This is a genomic window from Pseudomonas sp. PDM17 (assembly GCF_014851985.1).
Taxonomy (GTDB): domain Bacteria; phylum Pseudomonadota; class Gammaproteobacteria; order Pseudomonadales; family Pseudomonadaceae; genus Pseudomonas.
This window is the reverse complement of sequence record NZ_JACVAT010000008.1, coordinates 9,879-33,121: the sequence shown is the minus strand read 5'-3', so window position 1 is coordinate 33,121 and position 23,243 is coordinate 9,879. Positions and strand designations below refer to the sequence as shown.

The window sequence follows — 23,243 nt, the reverse complement described above, 5'->3', positions numbered from 1 at the left end:
CAAGCGGAGACCCAGATGCCCACCTCCACTCTGTTCGACATTGCTCCCCTGGCCGAAGCGCGCGGTGGTCTGCCGCTGCTGGTACAGGCCCGCGGCGACGGCATCGACCTGCTCGACGCACTGGCCGAACTGCGCCCGCTGGTGGATGAACGCCTGCCGGTGTGCGCCGGCATTCTCTTCCGTGGCTTCCAGGTCGGCGCGCCGGAGCGCTTCCGTGAGTTCGCCGCCGGCTTCGGCCACCCGCTGCTCAACTACGAGTTCGGCTCCACCCCGCGCAGCAACGTCACCAGCGGTGTGTACACCTCTACCGAATACCCGCCGCACCAGCACATCCCGCTGCATAACGAGCAGGCCTATACCCGCGAGTGGCCGATGAAGATCTGGTTCTACTGCGTTCAGGCCGCACAAAGCGGCGGCGAGACACCGATCGCTGACAGTCGCGAGATCTACCGTCGGGTCGATGAAGGCATCCGCCGCCGCTTCACCGAGCGCGGGCTGATGTACACCCGCAACTTTGGCAACGGCCTGGACGTGGCCTGGGAGCAGGTGTTCAACAGCGCCGACCCGGCCGTGGTCGAGGCCTACTGCAAGGCCCACAAGATCGGCTGGGAGTGGAAAGAAGACGGCGAGCTGCGTACCCGCCAGGTCTGCCAGGCAGTGGCGCAGCATCCGGTCACCCGAGATTGGGTCTGGTTCAACCAGGCGCACCTGTTCCACGTCTCGAATCTTCCGCCGGAAGTGCGCGAAAGCCTGCTGGAAATCGTCGACGAGGAAGACCTGCCGCGCAACGTCTACTACGGCGACGGCAGCCCCATCGAGCCCTCGGTGCTCGACGAAATCCGCGGCGTGCTGGAGGAGGCCAAGGTGAGTTTCCCCTGGACCAGCGGCGACGTCCTGATGCTCGACAACATGCTCGCTGCCCACGCGCGTTCGTCGTTCAGCGGCCCGCGCAAGGTGGTGGTGGCGATGGCGCAAGGGCATGGCGCTGACGCCTGACGCCGGCGCGGATAGCTCCCTCTCCCTGAAGGGAGAGGGAACAGTTCGGAGTACCCGGGAAGCGCCTGCGACGGCCATCCCCCGGTACACCCCACGAATTTCCCTCCGGCGGGCCCATGCGCCCGCCGACAGAACAGGTGATGTCATGAACGACCGTTACGAAGCCGCAGGAAACCTGGTCGAGGCCCTGCTGCAACGCGCCTGCGAAATGCCGCGCAAGACTGCCCTGCGATTCATCGCCGAGAATGTCGAACAGCCCATCAGCTTCCGCGAGCTGGACGAGCGCGCCCGCGCCATGGCCGCCTGGATGCTGCGCCACGGCCAGCACGGCGACCGCGCCGTATTGTTGCTGCCCAGCGGCCCGGAGTACGTCACCGCGTTCTTCGCCTGCCTCTATTCGGGAATCATCGCCGTGCCGGCCTATCCGCCGGAGTCCGTGCGCCCGCAGCACCTGGCGCGCCTGCGTTCGATCCTCGATGACGCCGAACCGAGCCTGGTGCTCACCGACTCCACGCTGATCGACGCCCTGCGCCCGGCCTGCGAGCGCGAGAACGGCGACAGCCCGCTGCTGCTGGCGGTGGACCAGGCCGACCCGGCGCTGGCCGTCGAGTGGCAGATGCCCGAACTGGCCGACGACGACATCGCCTTCCTGCAATACACCTCCGGCTCCACCTCGACGCCCAAGGGCGTGCAGGTCAGCCACGGCAACCTGGTGGCCAACGAGCGCCTGATCCGCCACGGCTTCGGCATCGGTGACGACGACGTGATCGTCAGCTGGCTGCCGCTGTTCCACGACATGGGCCTGATCGGCGGCCTGCTGCAACCGATCTACAGTGGTATCGAATGCGTACTGATGTCGCCGCGCTACTTCCTCGAGCGCCCGCGCCGTTGGCTGGAAGCCATCGCCCGCTTCGGCGGCACCGTCAGCGGCGGGCCGGACTTCGCCTACCGCCTGTGCTGCGAGCGCGTCAACGAGGCGGCCATGGAAGGTCTCGACCTGAGCACATGGCGCGTGGCCTTCTCCGGCTCCGAGCCGATCCGCCCGGATACCCTGGAGCGCTTTGCCGCCTGGTTCGCCCCGGCGCAGTTCGACGCCTCATCCTTCTACGCCTGCTACGGCCTCGCCGAAGCGACCCTGTTCGTCACCGGCGGCGTACGCGGCGACGGTATCGGCCAGCTGGAAGTGAACCTCGATGCCCTGGGCGAGAACATCGCCCGCCCGGGGCGCGGCACCTCGCTGATCAATTGCGGCCGGGCCCAGCCCGACCATGAAATCCAGCTGGTCGACCCGGTGAGTGGTGAATGCCTCGGCCCTGACCGCGTCGGCGAAATCTGGAGCAGCGGCCCCAGCGTTGCCCTTGGCTACTGGCGCAACCCGGAAGCCAGCGCGCGCACCTTCGTCGAAAAGGACGGCCGCACCTGGCTGCGCACCGGCGACCTGGGCTTCCTGCACAACGACGAACTCTTCGTCACCGGTCGCCTCAAGGACATGCTCATCGTCCGTGGCCAGAACCTCTACCCGCAGGACCTGGAACGCTGCGTCGAGGAAGAGGTGGACCTGGTGCGCAAGGGCCGCGTCTCTGCCTTCGCCATCGAGCATCAGGGCCGCGAGGGCATCGGCATCGCCGCCGAAGTCGGGCGCAGCGTGCGCAAGCTGATCTCCGCCGAGGCGCTGGCGAAAGCCATCTCCGCCGCCGTGGCGGAAACCTTCCAGGAAGCGCCGCTGGTGGTGGCGCTGCTGGAACCGGGTGCCTTGCCCAAGACCTCCAGCGGCAAGTTGCAACGCTCGGCCTGCCGCACCCAGCTGCTCGACGGCAGCCTGCAGGCCTACGCTATCCAGCGCGCTGGCGAGCCGATCAGCGATGGCGCCAGCGCCAAGCCGGTCGCACCACTGTCTGCTGAAGAGCAAGCCATCGCCGCGCTGTGGAGCGAAGTGCTGGAGCTGCCGGCGATCCGCCGCGACGACAACTTCTTCGCCCTGGGCGGCAACTCGATCAAGGCCACCCAGCTGATGGCGCGCCTGCGCGAGCGCCTCGGCCGCGCCGTGGAATTGCGCCTGCTGTTCGAAGCGCCGGAGCTCGGCGCCTTCGCCGCCGCCCTGGCAGCCCTGCCGACTGCTGAAGTTGAAAGCGTGCCGCAGGTCCCGCGTGACGGCCTGCTGCCGCTGTCGCCGGCCCAGCGCCGCCTGTGGTTCCTCTGGAAGCTGGAGCCGGAAAGCGCCGTCTACCACATCGCCGGGCGCATGAACCTGCGCGGTGAACTGCGCCGCCCGGCCGTGGAGCAAGCCTTCGCCGTGCTGCTGGGCCGCCATGAAACCCTGCGCAGCCGCTTCATCGAACAGCCCGATGGCGAGGTGTCGCTGAGCCTGTCCGACGCTGCGCAAGTGGAGCTGGCCGAGAGCGACTTCAGCTCCCTGGGCAACGCCCGCCGCGACATCGCCGCCCGCGAGGACGCCACTGCCTTCGCCGCGCAGCCCTTCGATCTGGCCAGCGGCCCGCTGCTGCGCCTGCGCCTGCAGAACCTCGGCGGTGGCCGCCAGGCGCTGCTGCTCTGCGTGCATCACATCATTGCCGACGGCTGGTCGCTGAACCTGCTGCTGGACGAGTTTGCCGAGTGCTACCGCGCCATCGTCGAACAGCGCGAGCCCGTGCTGCCGGCACTACCGCGCCAGTACCTCGACCTCGCCGCCGCCCAGCAGAACAAGCTGGAAGCGGGTGAGGGCGCGCGCCTGCTGGACTGGTGGAGCGAGCGCCTGGGCAACCAGCACTCGCCGCTGGAGCTGCCTTTTACGACGGGTGAAAAAGGCCAGAGCGCCGAGCTGATCGAACGCGAAGTGGACGCCGAGCTGACCGGCAAATTGCGCAGCCTGGCCCAGGCCCACGGCGCGACCCTGCCGATGCTCCTGCTCAGCGCCTACAACCTGCTGCTGCAGCGCTACAGCGGCCAGCACGATCTGCGCATCGGCCTGACCCAGGCCGGCCGCGAGCAGCTCGACAGCGAGCGACTGGTCGGCTTCTTCGTCAACCTGCTGGTGCTGCGCAGCGAGCTGCCCGAAGGTGCCAGCCTGCGCGGCGTGCTCCGCCAACTGCGCGACGACCTCCTGCAAGCCCAGGCGCACCAGGGTCTGCCGTTCGAGCAACTGGTGGAGGCGCTGCAACCCGAACGCGGCCACGGCCGCCACCCGCTGTGCCAGGTCGCCTTCGACCACCAGTGGCAGCCGCGAGCCGGCAACGGCCTGCCCGGCGTCAGCGTGGAAGAACTGGAACAGATCGACCTGGAAACGCCCTTCGATCTGGTGCTGCGGGTCCGCGAGGGCGAACAGACCCTGCGGCTGAGCTTCTGCTATGCCCGCGAGCGGTACGCCGCCAATGGCATGCAGCGCCTCGTCGGGCACTTCCTCGACCTGCTGCGCGCCTTGCCGCAGCTCAATGCCGACGCCGTGCTGGACGCCCGCGACTGGCTGCCCGCCAGTGACTGGAGCATCGCCGTGGCCAGTGACGCGCCGGCCTTCGAGGCGCTGAGCGAGACCATCGCCGCCCAGGCCCGCCGCCATCCGGCCAAGGTCGCGCTGATCGACGAGCAGCGCGAGGTAAACTTCGCCGAACTGGAGGATCGCTCCAACCGCCTGGCGCAACGCCTGATCCAGCGCGGAATCGGCGCCGAGCGCCGAGTCGCCGTGGCCCTGCCGCGCGGCGTGGACATCCCGCTGGCCCTGCTGGCTGTCATGAAAGCCGGCGGCGCCTACCTGCCGCTGGACATCGACTACCCCGAAGAGCGCCTGGCCTGGCTGATGCAGGACGCCGGCGTCGACCTGCTGCTGACCAACGCCGAGCTGGCCGAACGCCTGCCGCTGCCCGTAGGTGTCGAGCGTCTGGTGCTGGAAGAGGCCGACCTCGGCAACGCCCTGGCCGTGCGCCCGCTGCTGCGCGTTCAGGCGCAGAACCTCGCCTACCTGATCTACACCTCCGGCTCCACCGGCCAGCCCAAGGGCGTTGCCGTCGCCCACGGCGAGATCGCCGCGCACTGCCGCGCCATCGGCCGGCGCTACGCCATGAGCGAGGCGGACCGCGAGCTGATCTTCATGTCCTTTGCCTTCGACGGCGCCCACGAACGCTGGCTCACCGCGCTGTCCCACGGTGGCAGCCTGCTGATCCGCAATGACGCGCTGTGGACCGCCGAGCAGACCCTGGACCAGCTGCGCCGCCATGCCGTGACGGTCGCCGCCTTCCCGCCGGCCTACCTGCAGCAGTTGGCTGAACAAGCTCTGATCACCGGTCACGCGCCGGGCATGCGCATCTACTGCTTTGGCGGTGATGCGGTGCCGGAAGCGGCTTATCACCTGGCGCACCGGGCGCTCAAACCCGAACACCTGATCAACGGCTACGGCCCGACCGAAACCGTGGTCACCCCCCTGCTGTGGAAAGCCGACGCACACACGACTTGCGGCGCGGCCTACGCGCCCATCGGCGAAGTGGTCGGCGAACGCAGCCTGTACATCCTCGACGACCGCCTCCAGCCGCTGCCGCGCGGTGTGGCCGGCGAGCTGTACATCGGCGGCCACGGCCTGGCCCGTGGTTACCACCAGCGCGCCGGCATGACCGCCGAACGCTTCGTGGCCGACCCTTATGCAGACGGCCTCCGCCTGTACCGCAGCGGCGACCGCGTGCGTTGGCGTGAAGACGGCGCGCTGGACTACCTCGGCCGCGTCGACCAGCAGGTGAAGATTCGTGGCTTCCGTATCGAGCCGGGCGAGATCGAAGCCCGCCTGCGCGCGCTGCCCGGCGTGCGCGAAGCGGCGGTAATCGCCCGCGACAGCGAGCGTGGCAAGCGCCTGCTGGGTTATGTCTGTGGTGACAGCCTCGCCGAAGATGCACTGAAAGCCGCCCTGCGTGCACAGCTGCCGGACTACATGGTGCCGTCGCGCATCCTCGTGCTGGAGCAGATGCCGCTCAATGCCAACGGCAAGATCGACCGTAAAACACTGCCCGAGCTGCAGGAAGCCGCCAGCACCGCCGAAGCCCCGCGCGAGGGTCTGGAAAGCCGCGTCGCGGCTGTCTGGGCGGAAGTGCTCGGCGTGCCTGCGGTGGGCCGCGAGGACGACTTCTTCGAGCTGGGCGGCCACTCACTGCTGGCCACGCAAGTCATCTCCCGTCTGCGCCGTGACCTGGGCTGCGAAGTGCCGCTGCGCGACCTGTTCGAAGCCAGCCGCCTGGACGAATTCGCTGCACGGCTGACGGCTCTTGCGCCCAGCGCTCGCCCGGCACTGCGCGCCGTGGCCCGCGACGGCGACCTGCCGCTATCCGCCGCCCAGAGCCGCCTGTGGTTCTTCTGGCAGATGGAACCGACCAGCGCCGCCTACAACGTGCCGGGTGCGCTGCGCCTGCGCGGCCAGCTCGACGAGTCTGCGCTGCGCCGTGCCTTCGATGCCCTGGTGGCGCGCCACGAAACCCTGCGCACCACCTTCGATGAGGTGGACGGCCAGGCCTTCCAGCGCATCCAGCCGGCGCAGCCCCTGGACCTCGCGCGGGTCGATCTGTCCGATGAGAAAGAAGCCGAAAGCGCCGCGCGCCAACTGGCCGAGGAAGAAGCACAGCATCCGTTCGACCTGCGCAATGGCCCGCTGCTGCGCCTGACCCTTATCAAGCTGGCCGATGCCGACCATGTATTGCTGCTGACGATGCACCACATCGTCTCCGATGGCTGGTCGATCCGCGTGCTGGTGGACGAATTCAGTCGCCTCTACGGCGCCTTCGCAGCAGGCGAAGAACTGCAACTGCCGGAGCTGCCGGTGCAATACGCCGACTACGCCCAGTGGCAGCGCGAGCTGCTGGCGGGCGAGGAGGGCCTGCGTCAGCTGAGCTGGTGGACCGAGCAGCTGAGCCTCGAAACGCCCGTCCTGGAACTGGCTGCCGACCGCCCGCGCCCGGCGGTGCAGAGCTATCGTGGCGGCAGCCTCGGCTTCAGCCTGGACGCCGACCTCGGCGGTCGACTCAAGCAACTGGCCCGCAAGCAGGACGTCACTCTGTTCATGTTGCTGCTCGGTGCCTACGCGGTGCTGATGCAACGCTACAGCGGCCAGCGCGACCTGCGCGTCGCAGTGCCCATCGCCAACCGCCAGCAGCTGGAAACCGAAGGGCTGATCGGCTTCTTCGTCAACACCCAGGTCATGCCCTGCGCGCTGGCTGACGACGAATCCTTCGCCGCGCTGCTGGCCCGCCTCAAGCCGCTGGCCCTGGGCGCCCAGGCGCACCAGGACCTGCCGTTCGAACAACTAGTGGAAGCCCTGCAGCCCGAGCGCAGCCTGGCCTACAACCCGCTGGTGCAGGTGAAGTTCAACTTCGGCTTCGACGTCAGCCGCCTGCCCGATGCCGGCGCGCTGAAGCTGGAACTGTTCAGCGAGGAACAGTACGGCGCGCGCTTCGACCTCGCCCTGGACATGGCCGAGGCGCTGGACGCCAGCGGCCAGCCGGGCGATGAACTGCGCGGTAGCTTCGTCTATGCCCGCGACCTGTTCGACGAGGACAGCGTCGCCGCCATCGCCGGCCAGTTCGAAGCGCTGCTGCGCCAGCTGTGCGCCGAACCGCAGCGCGCCCTTGGCGAACTGCCGCGCCCGGTGGCTTCGCGCCGTCGCGGTGAGACCCGGCAATGGCCGCAATCCGACGTACTCGGCCTGTTTGCCGCGCAGGTCGCCGCGCAGCCGGACGCCATCGCCGTGCAGGACGACAGCATCCGCTACAGCTACGCCGAGCTGGACCAGCGCAGCAACCGCCTGGCCAACGCGCTGATCGCCAGCGGCGTGGAGCTGGGCGAGTGCATCGCCCTCTGCCAGGAGCGCAGCGCGCAGTGGGTGCTCCTGCTGCTGGGCGTGCTCAAGGCCGGCGCCACCTATGTGCCGCTGGACCCGGCGCAACCGGCCGAGCGTCTGCGCCAGTTGCTCGCCGACAACGGCATCGGCCGCGTGCTGGTGAGTGATGCCGCGCTGCTGGCGACCTTCGGCGACGCCGCCACGCTGATCCCGGCCGGTGGCCCGGAGCAGGATAGCGCTGCCGCGCCTGCGCGGAGCATCGACCCGCAGCAGGCTGCCTATGTGATCTTCACGTCCGGCTCGACAGGCCAACCCAAGGGCGTGCGCGTCAGCCACGCGGCGCTCGCCAACTATGTGCAGGCCGTGCTCGAACGCCTGCAACTGGACCAGGGCCGCGCCCGGGGCCTGGGCATGGCGATGGTCTCCTCGGTGGCTGCCGACCTCGGCCACACCACGCTGTTCGGCGCGCTGTGCGGCGGCGGTCGCCTGCACCTGGCGGATGCCCAGGCCGTGGCCGATGCCGAGCGTTTTGCCGCGTTCATGCAGGACGTGGACGTGTTGAAGATCGTCCCCAGTCATCTCGCCGGCCTGCTGGCCGCCGCGCCCAGCGCTGCCGCCGTGCTGCCGCGGCGTCTGCTGGTGGTAGGCGGTGAAGCCTGCGACCGCGCGCTGCTGCAGCCGATCCGCGAGCTGGCGCCCAAGCTGCGCATCGTCAACCACTACGGCCCCAGTGAATCCACCGTGGGCGTGCTGACCCACGAATGGTCGCTGCTGGACGACCTGCCGGCAGGCAGCCTGCCCATCGGTACGCCGCTGGCCAACAGTGCCATTCGCGTGCTTGACGAGAGCGGCCGCGACCTGCTGCCGGGCGTGCCCGGCGAGCTGTACATCGGCGGCGCGGGCCTGGCGCTGGGTTACCTCGGCCTGCCGGAAATGACCGCCGAGCGCTTCGTGGCGATTGAGGGCGAGCGCCTGTACCGCAGTGGCGACCGCGTGCGGCTGAGCCGTCGCGGCGTCGTGGAATTCCTCGGCCGCGTCGATGACCAGGTGAAGATCCGTGGTTACCGCGTCGAGCCGGGTGAACTGGCGCAAGCGCTCAAGCGCCTGCCCGGCGTACGTGATGCCGTAGCGCTGGCCGAGCGTGACAACGACGGCCCGATGAAGTTGCTGGCCTGGGCCGTGGCTGAGGGGCGGAGCGTGGAAAGCCTGCGCGAAGCCCTGGCCGCCGCTGTCCCTGAATACCTGCTGCCGGCCCAGTTGATGCTGCTGGAACGCCTGCCTTTGAACGCCAACGGCAAGGTCGACCGCAAGGCGCTGCCACGCGTCGAAGTGGCTACCAAGGCAGCCGACAGCACGCCGCTGAGCGAGCTGGAGCAGCGCATCGCCGATATCTGGCAGGCAGTGCTGAAGGTCGAGCGCGTTGGTGCCGAAGACAACTTCTTCGAGCTGGGCGGCGACTCCATCCTCAGCCTGCAGATCATCGCGCGCATCCGCAAGCTGGGTTACAAGCTCAGCCCGAAACAGCTGTTCGAGCGGCAGAGCGTTCGCCAATTGGCGCAGTGGCTGGAAAGCCGCGCTCCGGCCGCGCCGGCAGCAGCTGCGCCGGTCGTTTCGGTTAGCGGTGAGGTGGCGCTATCGCCGGTACAGGCGCGCTTCTTCGAGCGCGTGCCGAGCGCCCAGCGCCACCATTGGAACCAGGCTTTGCTGCTGCAACCGCGTGAAGCGCTGGACGGTGACGTCCTCGCCCGCGCACTGCACTGGCTGGTCGGCCAGCACGACGCGCTGCGCCTGCGCTTCGACGGCAGCCGCCAGCGTTACGCCGAACACGGCCCGCTGGATATGACGCTGCTGTGGCGCCGCCGCGCGGCAGACGCGCAAACCCTGGAGCGCCTGTGCGACGACGCCCAGGCCAGCCTGGATATCGCCAACGGCCCGCTGCTGCGCGCCATGCAAGTCGGCCTTGCAGACGGCAGCGAGCGCCTGCTGCTGGTGATCCATCACCTGGCGGTGGATGGCGTGTCGTGGCGCATCCTGCTGGAAGACCTGCAGTACGCCTACCGCGAACTGCGCGCCGGCCGCACCCCCGCTGCACTGCCGCGCAGCGACAGCTACCAGGCCTGGAGCGCCCGCCAGCAGGCGGCTGCCAATGGCGCGGCGGCTGAGCTTGGCTACTGGCAGGCCGAGCTGCACGATGCGCCGCGTCTGACCCGCGCCCGCAGCGGCGCCCCGGCCACCTGGAAGGAAGCCGCCAACGCGCGCTTCAGCCTCGATGTCGAGACCACCCGCCAACTGCTCGGCCCGGCACTGAAAGCGCAGCGCCTGCAGATCAACGACCTGCTGCTGACCGCGCTGGCCCGCGCCCTCTGCGCCTGGACCGGTGAAAGCTCTGCGCTGGTGGAGATGGAAGGCCACGGCCGCGACGCCTTCGACGGCGAAGCAGCGCTGGACCTGAGCCGCTCCGTGGGCTGGTTCACTGCGCTCTATCCCGTCCGCCTGCAAGCCGGCGGCGAGCCGGGTGCGGACCTGCGCGCCACCCGCGAACACCTGCGCAATCTGCCGCGCGCCGGCATCGGCTACGGCCAGCTGCGCTACCTCAGCCAGCACGCCGCCAGCCTGCGTGACCTGCCGGCGCCGCAGGTGACCTTCAACTACCTCGGCCAGCTCGACCAGGCCTTCGCTGACGCCGATTTCCTGCCGGCCTTCGAAGGCGTGGGCCGCAGCCAGCCGCTGAACGCTGCGCTGGGCAACGCGCTGGTCTATGCCGGCCGCGTGCTCGGCGGCGAGCTGAGCCTGGAAGTCACCTATAGCAGCGCCATGTTCGACGCGGCGGACATCGACGAGCTGCAAGCGCTGCTGCGCGCCGAACTGCAAGCACTGGTCGCTTACTGCCTGAGCCATCCCCACAAGCTCGGCGCAAATGAGCTGCCGCTGCTCGGTCTCGATCAGCAACAGCTCGACGCAATGCCGCTGCCGGCCGGGGTGGAAGACCTCTATCCGCTGTCGCCGATGCAGCAGGGCATGCTGTTCCATGCCCTCGACGTGCCGGGCTCCTCGCTCTACGTCAATCAGCTGCGGGTCGACCTGGACGGCCTCGACGAGGTGCGTTTCCTGGACGCCTGGCGCGCGGTCATCGCCCGCCACGCCAACCTGCGCACCGGCTTCCTCGCCGGTGCCGACGCGGCGCCGTTGCAGTTCGTCCTGCGCGACGCGCAGTTGCCGGTGCAGTCCTTCGACTGGCGCGACCAGCAGGTGAGTGAGCAACAGCTTGAAAACGTCGCTGACGCGCAACGCAACCTTGGCTTCGACCTGGCCAAGCCGCCGTTGCAACGCCTGGCGCTGGTACGCCTGGGCGAGCGCCGCTACCACCTGATCTGGACCTGCCACCACCTGCTGCTGGATGGCTGGAGCAGCGCGCGGCTGATCGGCGAAGTGCTCGCGCTCTACCGTGGCGAAGCACTGTCGGCGCCGGCGGCGCAGTACGGCGACTACATCGGCTGGCTGCACGCCCAGGACGGCGCGGCGGGCGAGAGCTTCTGGCGCGAGCGCCTGAAGGGCTTCGACGAGCCGACCCTGCTGGCCACCGCCTGCAGCGCCGGTTTCCGCGAGGAGCCGCTGTGCGAGCTGCACAGCCGCCTCGACAGCGCGCCGCTGCAGCGCTTCGCCCAGGCCCAGCGCGTCACCCTCAACACCCTGGTGCAGGGCGCGTGGGCGCTGCTGCTGCAACGCTACTGCGGGCAGCGCAGCGTGACCTTCGGCGCCACCGTGGCGGGGCGCCCGGCCACGCTGCCGGGAGCGGAAGAGAGCCTTGGCCTGTTCATCAACACCCTGCCGATTGTCCAGGCGCCGGATGACGCCCAGCGCGTCGGCGACTGGCTGCGCGAGCTGCAATCCTTCAACCTCGACGTACGCGAGTTCGAGCACACACCGCTGTACGACATCCAGCGCTGGGCTGGCCGCGGCGGGCAGGCGCTGTTCGACAGCATCATCGTGTTCGAGAACTTCCCCATGGATGCGGCGCTGGCGTCCTCCAGCGAGGACGACCTGCGCATCCTCGACCACCACCCGGTGGACGGCACCAACTACGCCCTGGCCCTGGTGACCAGTGCCGGCGAACAGCTGGATGTGCGCTACACCTACCGCACCGACCGTCTCAGCGCGAGCCAGATCGAGCAGCTGCGCGGGCACTTCGAGCACCTGTTGCTGGCCCTGGTGGAAGACGCCGAGCGCCCGTTGGGCCGGGTCAGCCAACTGGCCCATGCCGAGCGCAACGAGCTGCTGCAGCGTTTCAACGACACCGAGGCGAAATTCCCCGCCGACGTGCAACTGCAGGAGCTGATCGAGCGGCAGGTCGCCGCGACCCCGGAGGCGCTGGCCGTACAATTCGGTGATGAGCGCCTGAGCTACGCCCAGCTCAATGCCCGTGCCAACCAGCTCGCGCACTGGTTGCGTGGTCAGGGCGTCGGCCCGGACGTACTGGTCGGTGTGGCCGCCGAGCGTTCGGTGGAACTGGTGGTGGCCCTGCTGGGCATCGTCAAGGCCGGCGGCGCCTACGTGCCGATGGACCCGGACTACCCGCAGGAACGCCTGCAGCACATGCTGAGCGACAGCGGCGTGAGCCTGCTGCTGACCCAGCAGCACCTGCTGGATCGCCTGCCGGCGAGCACTGCTGAGCTGATCTGCCTGGACAGCCAGTGGGGCGAGATCGCCACGGCCTCCGAGCAGAATCCGGCCAGCGCCGGCAGCCCGCAGAACCTGGCGTACCTGATCTACACCTCCGGCTCCACCGGCAAGCCCAAGGGCGCCGGCAACAGCCATCGCGCGCTGGTCAATCGCCTGAACTGGATGCAGAAGGCCTACGCGCTGGACGCCTCCGATCGCGTGCTGCAGAAGACCCCGTTCAGCTTCGACGTGTCGGTGTGGGAGTTCTTCTGGCCGCTGCTGACCGGCGCCGCCCTGGTGGTCGCCGCGCCCGGCGCGCATCGCGATCCGCTGGCGCTGCGTCAGGTGATCGAGGCGGGGCAGGTCACCACGCTGCACTTCGTGCCGTCGATGCTGCAGACCTTCGTCGCCTCCGGTGAACTGGAGCGCTGCCCGTCGCTGCTGCAGGTGATGTGCTCCGGCGAGGCGCTGCCCTATGAGCTGCAACAGCAGTTCCGCCAGCGCAGCAGTGCGAAGCTGCACAACCTCTACGGCCCGACCGAGGCGGCGATCGACGTCAGCTTCTGGGCCTGCGACGAGGACAACGCGCGGCAGGTCGTGCCCATCGGCCGGCCCATCGACAACCTGCGCCTGGTGCTGCTGGACGAGCGCCTGGAACCGGTGCCGCGAGGCGTGGCCGGCGAGCTGTACATCGGTGGTGTGGGCCTGGCGCGCGGTTACCACGCGCGTCCCGGCCTGACTGCCGAGCGTTTCATTGCCGACCCGTTCGGCAGTGGAGAACGCCTGTACCGTACCGGCGATCTGGCTCGCCAGCGCGAAGACGGCGCCATCGAATACCTCGGCCGTCTCGATCACCAGGTGAAGATTCGCGGCCTGCGTATCGAACTGGGCGAAATCGAGGCGCGCCTGCAGGCCCATCCGCAGGTCAGCGAAGCGGTGGTGGTGGCGAAGGACGGCGTGCTGCTGGCCTACGTGGTCGCCAGCGCCGAGCCCGAAGCCCTGCGTCAGGCGCTGCAAGGCGAATTGCCGGACTACATGGTGCCGTCGCGAATCATCGCCCTCGACGCCATGCCGCTGTCGCCCAACGGCAAGCTTGACCGCAAGGCCCTGCCGGACCCGCAGCTGGGCGACAGCCTGCGCGAGTACATGGCGCCGCGCAGCGACCTGGAAGTCGAACTGGCCGGCATCTGGCAGCACGTGCTGCAGGTGGACCGCGTCGGCCTGCACGACGACTTCTTCGAACTGGGCGGCCATTCGCTGTTGCTCACCCAGGTCGGCCTGACCCTGCGTCAGCGCCTGGGCCTGGAACTGCCGCTGCACCGCCTGTTCGAGCTGAGCAATATCGAGGCGCTGGCCGCCTGGATCGAAGCCCAGCGGGCAGGCGCCGCCAGCGCGGAAGAGGAACTGGACCTGATGGACGAACTGCTCGGCGAGCTGGAGAACCTGTAATGAGTCAACCGATGGACGCCCAGCTGAAACAGGTCGCGGAGCGCCTTGGCGCGCTGCCCGAGGACAAGCAGATCGTCTTCCTGCGCCAGCTGCGCGAGAAAGGCGTGAGCCTGTCGCGCCTGCCGATCCTGCGCGAGGGGCGCGAGCACGCGCCGCTCTCGGCAGCCCAGGCGCGCTTGTGGTTCCTCTGGCAGATGGAACCGCACAGCGCCGCCTACAACATTCCCGCCGCCGTGCGCCTGCGCGGTGTGCTGGACGAGGGTGCGCTGGAGCGCGCCTTCGCCGCGCTGATCGCGCGCCATGAAAGCCTGCGCACCGTATTCCGCAGCGCAGAGGACCGCTCTCGTAGGGCGAATGACGCGCAGCGTCATCCGCCGCAGGCTGGGCAGAGTGCGGCGGCGGATAACGCTGGCGCGTTAAGCGCCCTACAGGAGCCGGATGGCGAGGTGCTGCAATGCGTCCTGCCTCCGGGCCCGGCGCATCTGGAGGCGAAGGATTTCGGCAGCGAAGCCGGGGCGCGGCAATGGCTCAACGAGTGCGCCCAGCGCTGCTTCGATCTGGCAGAAGGCCCGCTGCTGCGCCTGCACCTGGCACGCCTGCCGGGCGAGGCGCTGCTGCTGGTAAACCTGCACCACATCATTGCCGACGGCTGGTCCATCGGCGTGCTGATCGATGAATTCGCTGCTCTCTACGGTGCCGAAGTGCAGGGCACCCGGGCCGAGCTGGAAGCCTTGCCGATCCAGTACAGTGATATTGCCCGCTGGCAGCGCCTGTGGCTGTCGGCCGGCGAAGGCGAGCGGCAGCTGAACTACTGGAAGGAGCAGTTGGGTGATGAGTCCCTGCTGCTGACCTTGCCGGGCTACCGGCCGCGCCCGCTGGTGCAGAGCTATCGCGGTGCGACGCTGGACTTCGAACTGCCCCGCGCGCTCAGCGATTCCCTGCGCGAACTGGCGCGCGGGCAGGGCGCCACGCTGTTCATGCTGATCCTTGCGGCCTACCAGCTGCTGTTGTCGCGCTACAGCGGCCAGCGCGAGCTGCGTGTGGGCGTGCCCATCGCCGGCCGTGGCCGCGCCGAGAGCGAAAGGCTGATCGGCTTCTTCGTGAATACCCAGGTGCTGTCCGCACGCATCGACGGCGACGAATCCTTCAACACCTTCCTCGCCCGCACCCGCGAAGCGGTGCTGGGTGCCCAGGCCAACCCGGACCTGCCGTTCGAACAACTGGTGGATGCCCTGCAGCCCGAGCGCAGTCTGAGCTACAACCCGCTGTTCCAGGTGGCCTGCAACCACCAGCCGAGTCGCCGCGACGCCTTGCGCGAGCTGCCCGGTGGCCTGCAGCTGGAAAGCCTGGAGCTGGACAGCGGTATCGCCAAGTTCGACCTGACCCTGAACACCGAGGAAAGCCGTGACGGCCAGGTGCGCGGGCAGTTCATGTACGCCACCGACCAGTTCGACACGGCGACCATCGAACGCCTGGGCGGGCACTTCCTCAACCTGCTGCAGGCCCTGGTGCGCGACCCGCAATGCCCGGTGGCGCGCCTGCCGTTGCTGGACGGCAGCGAGCGCGAGCAACTGCTCTACGGCTGGAATACCACCGCGATGGACTACCCGCGCGATACCTGCATGCACCAGCTGATCGAACAGCAGGTGCAGCGCTCGCCTGCCGACGTGGCGCTCACCGATGGCCAGCGCAGCTTCAGCTACGCCGAGCTGAACAGCCGCGCCAACCGCCTCGCGCACTGGCTGCGCGAGCAGGGCGTCGGCCCGGACAGCCGTGTGGGCGTCGCGCTGGAACGCTCGGTGGAGCTGCCGGTGGCGCTGCTGGCGGTGCTCAAGGCCGGCGGCGCCTACGTGCCGCTGGACCCGGAATTCCCCGCCGAACGCCTGGCGCACATGCTCGAAGACGGCGGCGTGCGCCTGCTGCTGACCCAGCAAGTCCTGCTCGGCGAGCTGCCGCAGACGGGTGCCCGCGCGTTCTGCCTGGACCGCGACTGGGCGCAGCTGGATGGCTACGCCGACAACGATCTGGCAAACCTCGCCAAGCCGGATGATCTGGCCTACGTCATCTATACCTCTGGCTCCACCGGCAAGCCCAAGGGCGTCGCCGTTCGCCACGTCGGGGTGGTCAACTTCATGCTGAGCATGGCCCGCGAGCCGGGCCTGAACGCGCAGGACCGCGTGCTTGCGCTGACCTCGCTGTCCTTCGATATCTCCGCGCTGGAGCTGTACCTGCCGCTGCTGGTCGGCGGCCGTGTGGTGCTGGTCGACCGCGACGTCGCCCGCGACCCGTCGCGCCTGCTCGGGGTGGCGCTGGAGCAAGGCGTGACGGTGATCCAGGCGACCCCCAGCACCTGGACTCTGCTCAGTGGCCACGAGGACTTCCCGCGCCTGACCGGCTGCCGTTTCTTCTGCGGCGGCGAAGCGTTGTCTGCTGAGCTGGCGGACAAGCTCACCGCACAAACAGAAGCGCTGTGGAACCTCTACGGACCCACCGAAACCACCATCTGGTCGGCGGCCTGGAAGATAGAAAAGGGCGCCCGCGTACTGCTCGGCAAACCTATCGCCAACACCCAGCTGTACATCCTCGATGGCGAGCTGCAACCCGCACCCATCGGCGTGGCGGGCGAGCTGTACATCGCCGGCGACGGCCTGGCGCGCGGCTACCATGGGCGCCCGGAACTGACCAACGAGCGCTTCGTTGCTGACCCATTCAGCTCGGAGCGAAACGCGCGCATGTACCGCACCGGCGACCTCGCGCGCTGGCGCGCTGACGGCGTGCTGGAATACCTCGGCCGCATCGATCATCAGGTGAAGATCCGCGGCTTCCGCATCGAGCTGGGCGAGATCGAATCGCGCCTGCTCGGCCAGCCCGGCGTGCGCGAGGCGGTGGTGATCGCCCGAGATGCGGGGCAGGTCAAGCAACTGGTGGGCTACGTCACCGGGCACATCGACTGCGACCTGCGCACCGCGTTGCTGGAAGAGTTGCCGGACTACATGGTTCCCGCGCAGATCGTCCAGCTCGAACGCATGCCGCTGACCCCCAACGGCAAACTTGACCGCAAGGCGCTGCCGGAGCCGGACTTCAGCCTGTTGCAGAAGACCTACCGCGCGCCGGAAAGCGAACGCGAGCAAACCCTGGCGGCCATCTGGTGCGCCGTGCTCGGCCTTGATCGCGTGGGGCTGGACGATAACTTCTTCGAGCTGGGCGGCGACTCGATCGTCTCCATCCAGGTGGTCAGCCGAGCCCGTGCCGCCGGCCTGCAACTGAGCCCGAAGGACCTGTTCCAGCACCAGACATTGCAGGCGCTGGCCCGCGTGGCCGGTGATTTCGTTGCGGCCGAAGTACCCGTTGCCGTCGCCGCTCTCGAAGCCCCGGACGCCGCACAGCTGGCCGCACTCGGTCTGAATCCAGACCAGATCGAAGACCTCTACCCGCTGTCGCCGATGCAGCAGGGCATGCTGTTCCACGGCGTGGACGGCAGTGAGGGCGGTGTCTACGTCAACCAGCTGCGCGTGGAGGTGCAGGACCTGGACGTGGAGCGCTTCCGTGCCGCCTGGCAGGCCGCGCTGGATGCCCACGACAACCTGCGTGCCGGTGTGCATTGGCAGGGGCTGGATCAACCGGTGCAGGCCGTGCACAAACACGTCGAGCTGCCGCTGGAGGTGCTCGACTGGCGCGGCCGCGAGGACATGGACGCGGCACTGGACGAACTGGCCGCCGCCGAGCGCAGCCGCAGCTTCGACCTGGAACGCCCGCCGCTGCTGCGGCTGGTGCTGGTGCGCAGCGCCGAGGCCAGCCACCAGCTGATCTACACCCACCACCACATCCTGCTCGACGGCTGGAGCAACGCCCAGCTGTTTGCCGAAGCATTGCGCCGCTACAACGGCGAGAGCATCGCCGAGCAGGGCCGCTACCGCGACTACATCCACTGGCTGCAGGTGCAGGACCAGCAGCAGGCCCAGAACTTCTGGAGCGGTCGCCTGCAAGGCTTTGCCCAGCCCACCGTACTCGCCGACAGCCTGGCGCGCCCGGTCGAAGGCAGCGGCCACGGCCTGGAATACAGCCGCTACGACGCGGCGGCCACCGAACGCCTGAAGGCCTTCGCCCGCAGCCAGCGGGTAACGCTCAATACCCTGGTGCAGGCGGCGTGGATCCTCCTGCTGCAACGCTACACCGGGCAGCAGCGCGTGGCCTTCGGCGCCACCGTGGCCGGGCGTCCTGCGCAACTGGCCGGCGCCGACAGCCTGCTGGGGCTGTTCATCAACACGTTGCCCATCGTCCAGGCGCCGGCAGAGCAAGCCGACCTCGGCGACTGGCTTCGCGAGCTGCAGGCCTACAACCTGGACGTCCGCGAGTTCGAGCACACGCCGCTGTACGACATCCAGCGCTGGGCCGGTCAGGCCGGGCAGGCGCTGTTCGACAGCATCATCGTGTTCGAGAACTATCCGGTCGACGAGGTGCTGCGCAGCGCCCAGGGGCCGCGTTTCGGCGAGCTGAAGTCGAAGGACGAGACCAGCATCCCCATGGACCTTGCCGTGCGTGTCGGCGAACGCCTTGAGATCGAGTACCAGTACCTGCGTGCGCACTTCAGCGCAGCCGCCGTAACGCGCCTGCGCGGCAATATGGAGCAGGTGCTGGAGAGCCTGCTGCACGGCGCCGGCAAGCGCGTCGGCGAACTGCAATGCCTGTCCGCCAGCGACCGTGCGGCCCTGGCTGCCTGTCGTGGCCCGCACCAGTCGCTGCCGCCGGCCGAGCCGGTGCACCTGGCCATCGCCCGCCAGGCTGCGCTGCGTGGCGATGAGGTGGCGCTGATCTGTGGCGACGAGGAGATCGACTACGCGGCGCTGGAGCGCGACTCCAACCGCCTGGCCCATCGCCTGATGGCCCTCGGTGTTGGCCCGGAAGTCCGCGTTGGCGTGGCCTTGCCGCGCAGCGTGCGCATTCCGCTGGCGCTGCTGGCGGTGCTCAAGGCTGGCGGCGCCTACGTGCCGCTGGACGCCGAGTACCCGCGCGAGCGCCTGGAATTCCAGATGGCCGATGCCGGCATCGCGCTGCTGATCACCGACAACCGCCTGCGCGAGCGCCTGCCGCTGCCGGCGGGCGTGACCTGCCTGGAGCTCGACAGCCTCGACCTCACCGGCGAAGACAGCGATCTGCCGGTGGTGGCGCTGGAGCCGGAAAACCTCGCCTACCTGATCTACACCTCCGGTTCCACCGGCAAGCCCAAGGGCGTTGCAGTCAGCCATGGCCCGCTGGCCATGCATTGTGCGGCCATCGGCGAGCTGTACCGGATGGATGCTGCGACCCGCGAGCTGCACTTCATGTCCTTCGCCTTCGACGGCGCCCACGAGCGTTGGCTGACTACCCTGGTACATGGCGGCAGCCTTGTGCTGCGCGGCGACGAGCTGTGGACGCCGGAGCAGACCTACCGCGTACTGCACGACAAGCAGGTGAGCGTGGCGGCCTTCCCGCCGGTGTACCTGCAGCAACTGGCCGAACATGCGCTGCGTGACGGCAACCCGCCGCCGGTGCGCATCTACTGCTTCGGCGGCGACGCGGTGCCCAACGCCAGCTTCGAGCTGGCCAAGCGCGCGTTGCGGGCCGAGCACCTGATCAACGGCTACGGCCCCACGGAAACCGTGGTCACGCCGCTGCTGTGGAAGGCCGACCGCACGACGGACTGCGATGCCGCCTATGCGCCCATCGGCAAGGGCGTCGGCGCGCGCAAGCTGTACATCCTCGATGAGCAGTTGCGCCAGGTGCCACTGGGTGTGGCCGGCGAGCTGTACATCGGCGGTGATGGCCTGGCGCGCGGCTACCACGAGCGCGCCGGGCTGACCGCCGAGCGCTTCGTCGCCGATCCGTTCGACCTCTCGCAAGGCGGTCGCCTGTACCGCAGTGGCGACCTGGTGCGCGGCCGCGCTGATGGCGTGATCGACTACGTCGGGCGCATCGATCATCAGGTGAAGATTCGCGGCTTCCGTATCGAGTTGGGCGAGATCGAGGCGCGCCTGCAGGATCACCCGCAGGTCAGCGAGGCGCTGGTGGTGGCCCGCGACGGTATCAGCGGCAAGCAGTTGGTCGGCTACGTGGTCGGCGCAGCGGAAGGCGATGCGCTGCGCAGCTTCCTCCGCGAGCAGGTGCCGGACTACATGGTGCCCGCGCAGATCCTCCGGCTGGAGCGTTTCCCGCTGTCGCCTAACGGCAAGATCGACCGCAAGGCGCTGCCCGAGCCGACCTGGAAGGGCGAGGCCTACGAGGCACCGCGAAACGAGCGCGAGCGCGCGCTGGCGGTCATCTGGCAGGACGTGCTGCAAGTGGAGCGCGTCGGCATCCGCGACAACTTCTTCGACCTGGGCGGCGACTCCATCCTCAGCCTGCAGATCGTCTCCCGCGCCCGCCAGGCGCTGGGCGAGGGCGTGGAAATCCGCCTGCGCGACCTGCTGCAGTACCAGACCATCGCCGGCCTGCTGGAGCGCGCCGAGAGCGTCGCCGAGGCAGCGCCAACAGTGTCTGTGGCGGTGGCCGACGATGGCGAATCCTTCGGCCTGGTGCCGATCCAGCAATGGATGTTCGAGCAGCAGCTGGAGGAGCCGAACCACTTCAACCAGGCGGTGCTGCTGGAGTGCCGCCAGCGCCTCGACGCCGAGGCGCTGGAAGCGGCGCTGCAAGGCCTGCTGGCCGAGCACGGCAGCCTGCGCCTGTCGTTCGCCCAAGGGGCTGACGGCCTGTGGCGCCAGCGCTATCGCGAGGCCAGCGAGATCACCGGTGCGCTGCTCTGGCAGCGGCAGGCGGCGAACGCCGAGGAGGCATTGCTGATCGCCAACCAGGCGCAACGTAGCCTGGAATTGGGCGAAGGCCGGCTGCTGCGCGGCGTGCTCACCGACATGGCCGATGGCAGCCAGCGTCTGCTGCTGGTGATCCACCACCTGGGCGTGGACGGCGTGTCCTGGCGCATCCTGCTGGAGGAGCTGCAACAGCGTTATGCCGCGCAGCTCATTGGCGAGCCGGCGCCGATCTTCGAACGCACCAGCGCCTACCGCGCCTGGGCCGAAGGCCTGCGCGACTACGCCGACAGCCAACTGGCCCAGGCCGACCTGCCGTATTGGCTGGAACAGACCGACAGCGCTGGCCTTGGCGAGCCGCAACGCGACAACCCGCGCGGCGCCGAGCGCATGACGCACCTGGAGCAGCTGTTCCTGCGCCTGGACCGCCAGCAGACCCAGCGCCTGCTGAAGGTGGCGCCAGAGGCCTACCGCACGCAGATCAACGATCTGCTGCTGACTGCCCTTGGTCGCACCCTGTGCCACTGGTGCGACAGCCAATCCGTGCTGATCGGCCTGGAAGGCCACGGCCGCGAGGATGTCCTCGACGAAGTCGACCACAGCCGTACCCTGGGCTGGTTCACCAGCCTGTTCCCGCTGCGCCTGACGCCGGGGCAGGGCGACTACGCCCAGGCCATCCCGGCGATCCGCCAGCAACTGCGCGCGGTGCCGGACAAGGGCATTGGCTATGGCGCCTTGCGCTACCTGGGCGACAGTGCGCTGCGCCGCCAGCTTGCCGCCCGCGCCGAGCCGCGCGTCACCTTCAACTACCTCGGCCAGTTCGACCAGAGCTTCGACGACAAGGCGCTGTTCGTACCGCTGCAGGAGAAGCCCGGCGACACCTACGCCGCCAGCACGCCGATGAACAACTGGCTGGAGATTGTCGGCCAGGTCTATGACGGCGAGCTGACCCTGCGCTGCATGTTCAGTCGCCGGGTGTTCCGCCCGTCGCGCATCGAGTCGCTGATGGCGCAGCTGCGCACGGAACTGGAAGGGGTGATCGGCCATTGCTGCGCCCAGGTGGAAAGCGGCGCGCGCAAGGAGCAAGCCACGGTATGAACGCATTGATGATTGAGGTCGGCATGCTGCACCCGGAGATTTCCGCCTTCCTGGACATGGTCGACGACGGCCGCCGCACGGGGCGCCCGGCGTTGCACGAATTGCCGCTGGAGCAGGCGCGGCAGGACTTCGAGGCCTCCTCAGAATCACTCAAGGCCGGGGCGCCGTCGATGCCGGTGGAAGCGCTGCTGATCCCGGCGCGCGAGGGCCGGCAGCTGCCTGTCCGCCTGTACCGGCCTGCCGGTTCTGGCGATGGGGCGATCCTGTATTTCCATGGCGGCGGCTACACGGTCGGCAGCCTGGATTCCCATGACGGGCTGTGCCGGTGGCTGGCGAAGCACTGCGATTGCGCGGTGATTTCGGTGGGTTACCGGTTGGCGCCGGAGGCGCCGTTCCCGGCGGCGACCTTCGACGCGCGTGATGCCTGGAACTGGCTGCTGAACGCGGCTGCCAGCCTCGGCCTGAGTCCGCGCCGCCTTGCCGTCGGTGGCGACAGTGCCGGCGCGACACTGGCCACCGTGCTCTGCGCCGAGCTGGCAGGCGAGGGGGCGGAGCAGCCCTGCGCGCAGTTGCTGTTCTATCCGGCGGCGGACGCCAGCGCGCGCACTGAGTCGGAGGAACTGTTTGCCGAGGGCTATCTGCTGGAGACGGCCAGCCTGGACTGGTTCTATCAGCAGTACATGCCTGACGTTGCGCAGCGAGGTGATTGGCGCTGCTCTCCGGTCCATGCCGGTGCTGCTTTGCAAGGTAGCGCGCCGGCCTTGCTGTTCGCGGCCGAGTTCGATCCGTTGCTGGACGAAGGCCTGGCCTACGCCCGCGCGCTGGTGGAGCAGGGCGTGGAAGTGGAGGCGGAGCGCTGCTGCGGGATGACCCACGACTTCCTGCGCATGGGCAACCTGGTGCCGGAGGTGGAGGGGTATTACCGGCGCGTGGCCGAGTTCCTCGCTGCCCGTTGGTAAGCCGGCGGCCTGCTGCTGCATAACCCGGATCATCGACTTCAACCTGTAGGAGCGGGCCATGCCCGCGATCCGCCGGCATGGCCGGCGCCTTCCTCCGCTCCGATGTTGGTCCTGTATTGCTGCGTTGGCTTGGGTATTTCTGCGTCGCTTCGGCGTGCGCCCGGACTTCCTGTTTCGCCCCCTCGGGCGAGTCACTTTTCCAAACGCCGAAAAGTAACCAAAAGGCTTGCCCCGGACATCCGGTTTTTCGCTTAGGCGAAAAATACCCTCGTTGAAGCGAAGTTTCAGGGGCACGCTGCGAAGGGCCATCCCTGGCCCATCGCAGCTCTCGCGACATCCATGTCGCTCAACCCCTGAAACTCCGCTTCAACGAGGCCTCCTGAACGGGGCGTTCGGCGTGCTCGGACATGTCGCTGGAAGTCTTCAGAGAGCGAAGAGCGGTTGTAGGAGCAAGCTTGCTCGCGAACCGCCCAACACCGACGTTTTCCTGTA

4 protein-coding genes are annotated in these 23,243 nt (G+C 68.7%); all 4 read left to right on the top strand.

Annotated elements, in window-relative coordinates; genetic code table 11:
• Positions 1-15 precede the first annotated feature (15 nt).
• The 4 genes from IB256_RS25235 (at position 16) to IB256_RS25220 (ending at position 22,751) form a co-directional block, all read left to right on the top strand.
• On the top strand, positions 16-996 hold the full coding sequence (locus IB256_RS25235; protein ID WP_192404540.1) for a TauD/TfdA family dioxygenase: 981 nt from the start codon (positions 16-18) through the stop codon (positions 994-996).
• A 145-nt stretch (positions 997-1,141) separates the two neighbouring features.
• Positions 1,142-13,909: a non-ribosomal peptide synthase/polyketide synthase gene (locus IB256_RS25230; protein WP_192404538.1), complete on the top strand. Its 12,768-nt coding sequence runs from the start codon at positions 1,142-1,144 to the stop codon at positions 13,907-13,909.
• Positions 13,909-21,792 carry a non-ribosomal peptide synthetase gene (locus IB256_RS25225; RefSeq protein ID WP_192404536.1) on the top strand — a complete coding sequence of 2,628 codons (7,884 nt, stop codon included), beginning with the start codon at positions 13,909-13,911 and terminating at the stop codon, positions 21,790-21,792. The genes IB256_RS25230 and IB256_RS25225 overlap by 1 nt, the downstream gene beginning before the upstream one ends.
• The gene (locus IB256_RS25220; protein WP_192404534.1) at positions 21,789-22,751 is read left to right on the top strand and encodes an alpha/beta hydrolase; all 963 of its coding nucleotides are present in this window, start codon (positions 21,789-21,791) and stop codon (positions 22,749-22,751) included. The genes IB256_RS25225 and IB256_RS25220 overlap by 4 nt, the downstream gene beginning before the upstream one ends.
• The last annotated feature ends 492 nt before the right edge of the window (positions 22,752-23,243 follow it).

Excerpts from the sequence above, each read along its gene's own strand:
- IB256_RS25220 (WP_192404534.1), top strand. The coding sequence starts at position 21,789 with ATGAACGCATTGATGATTGAGGTCGGCATGCTGCACCCGGAGATTTCC.
- IB256_RS25230 (WP_192404538.1), top strand. The coding sequence starts at position 1,142 with ATGAACGACCGTTACGAAGCCGCAGGAAACCTGGTCGAGGCCCTGCTG.
- IB256_RS25235 (WP_192404540.1), top strand. The coding sequence starts at position 16 with ATGCCCACCTCCACTCTGTTCGACATTGCTCCCCTGGCCGAAGCGCGC.
- IB256_RS25225 (WP_192404536.1), top strand. The coding sequence starts at position 13,909 with ATGAGTCAACCGATGGACGCCCAGCTGAAACAGGTCGCGGAGCGCCTT.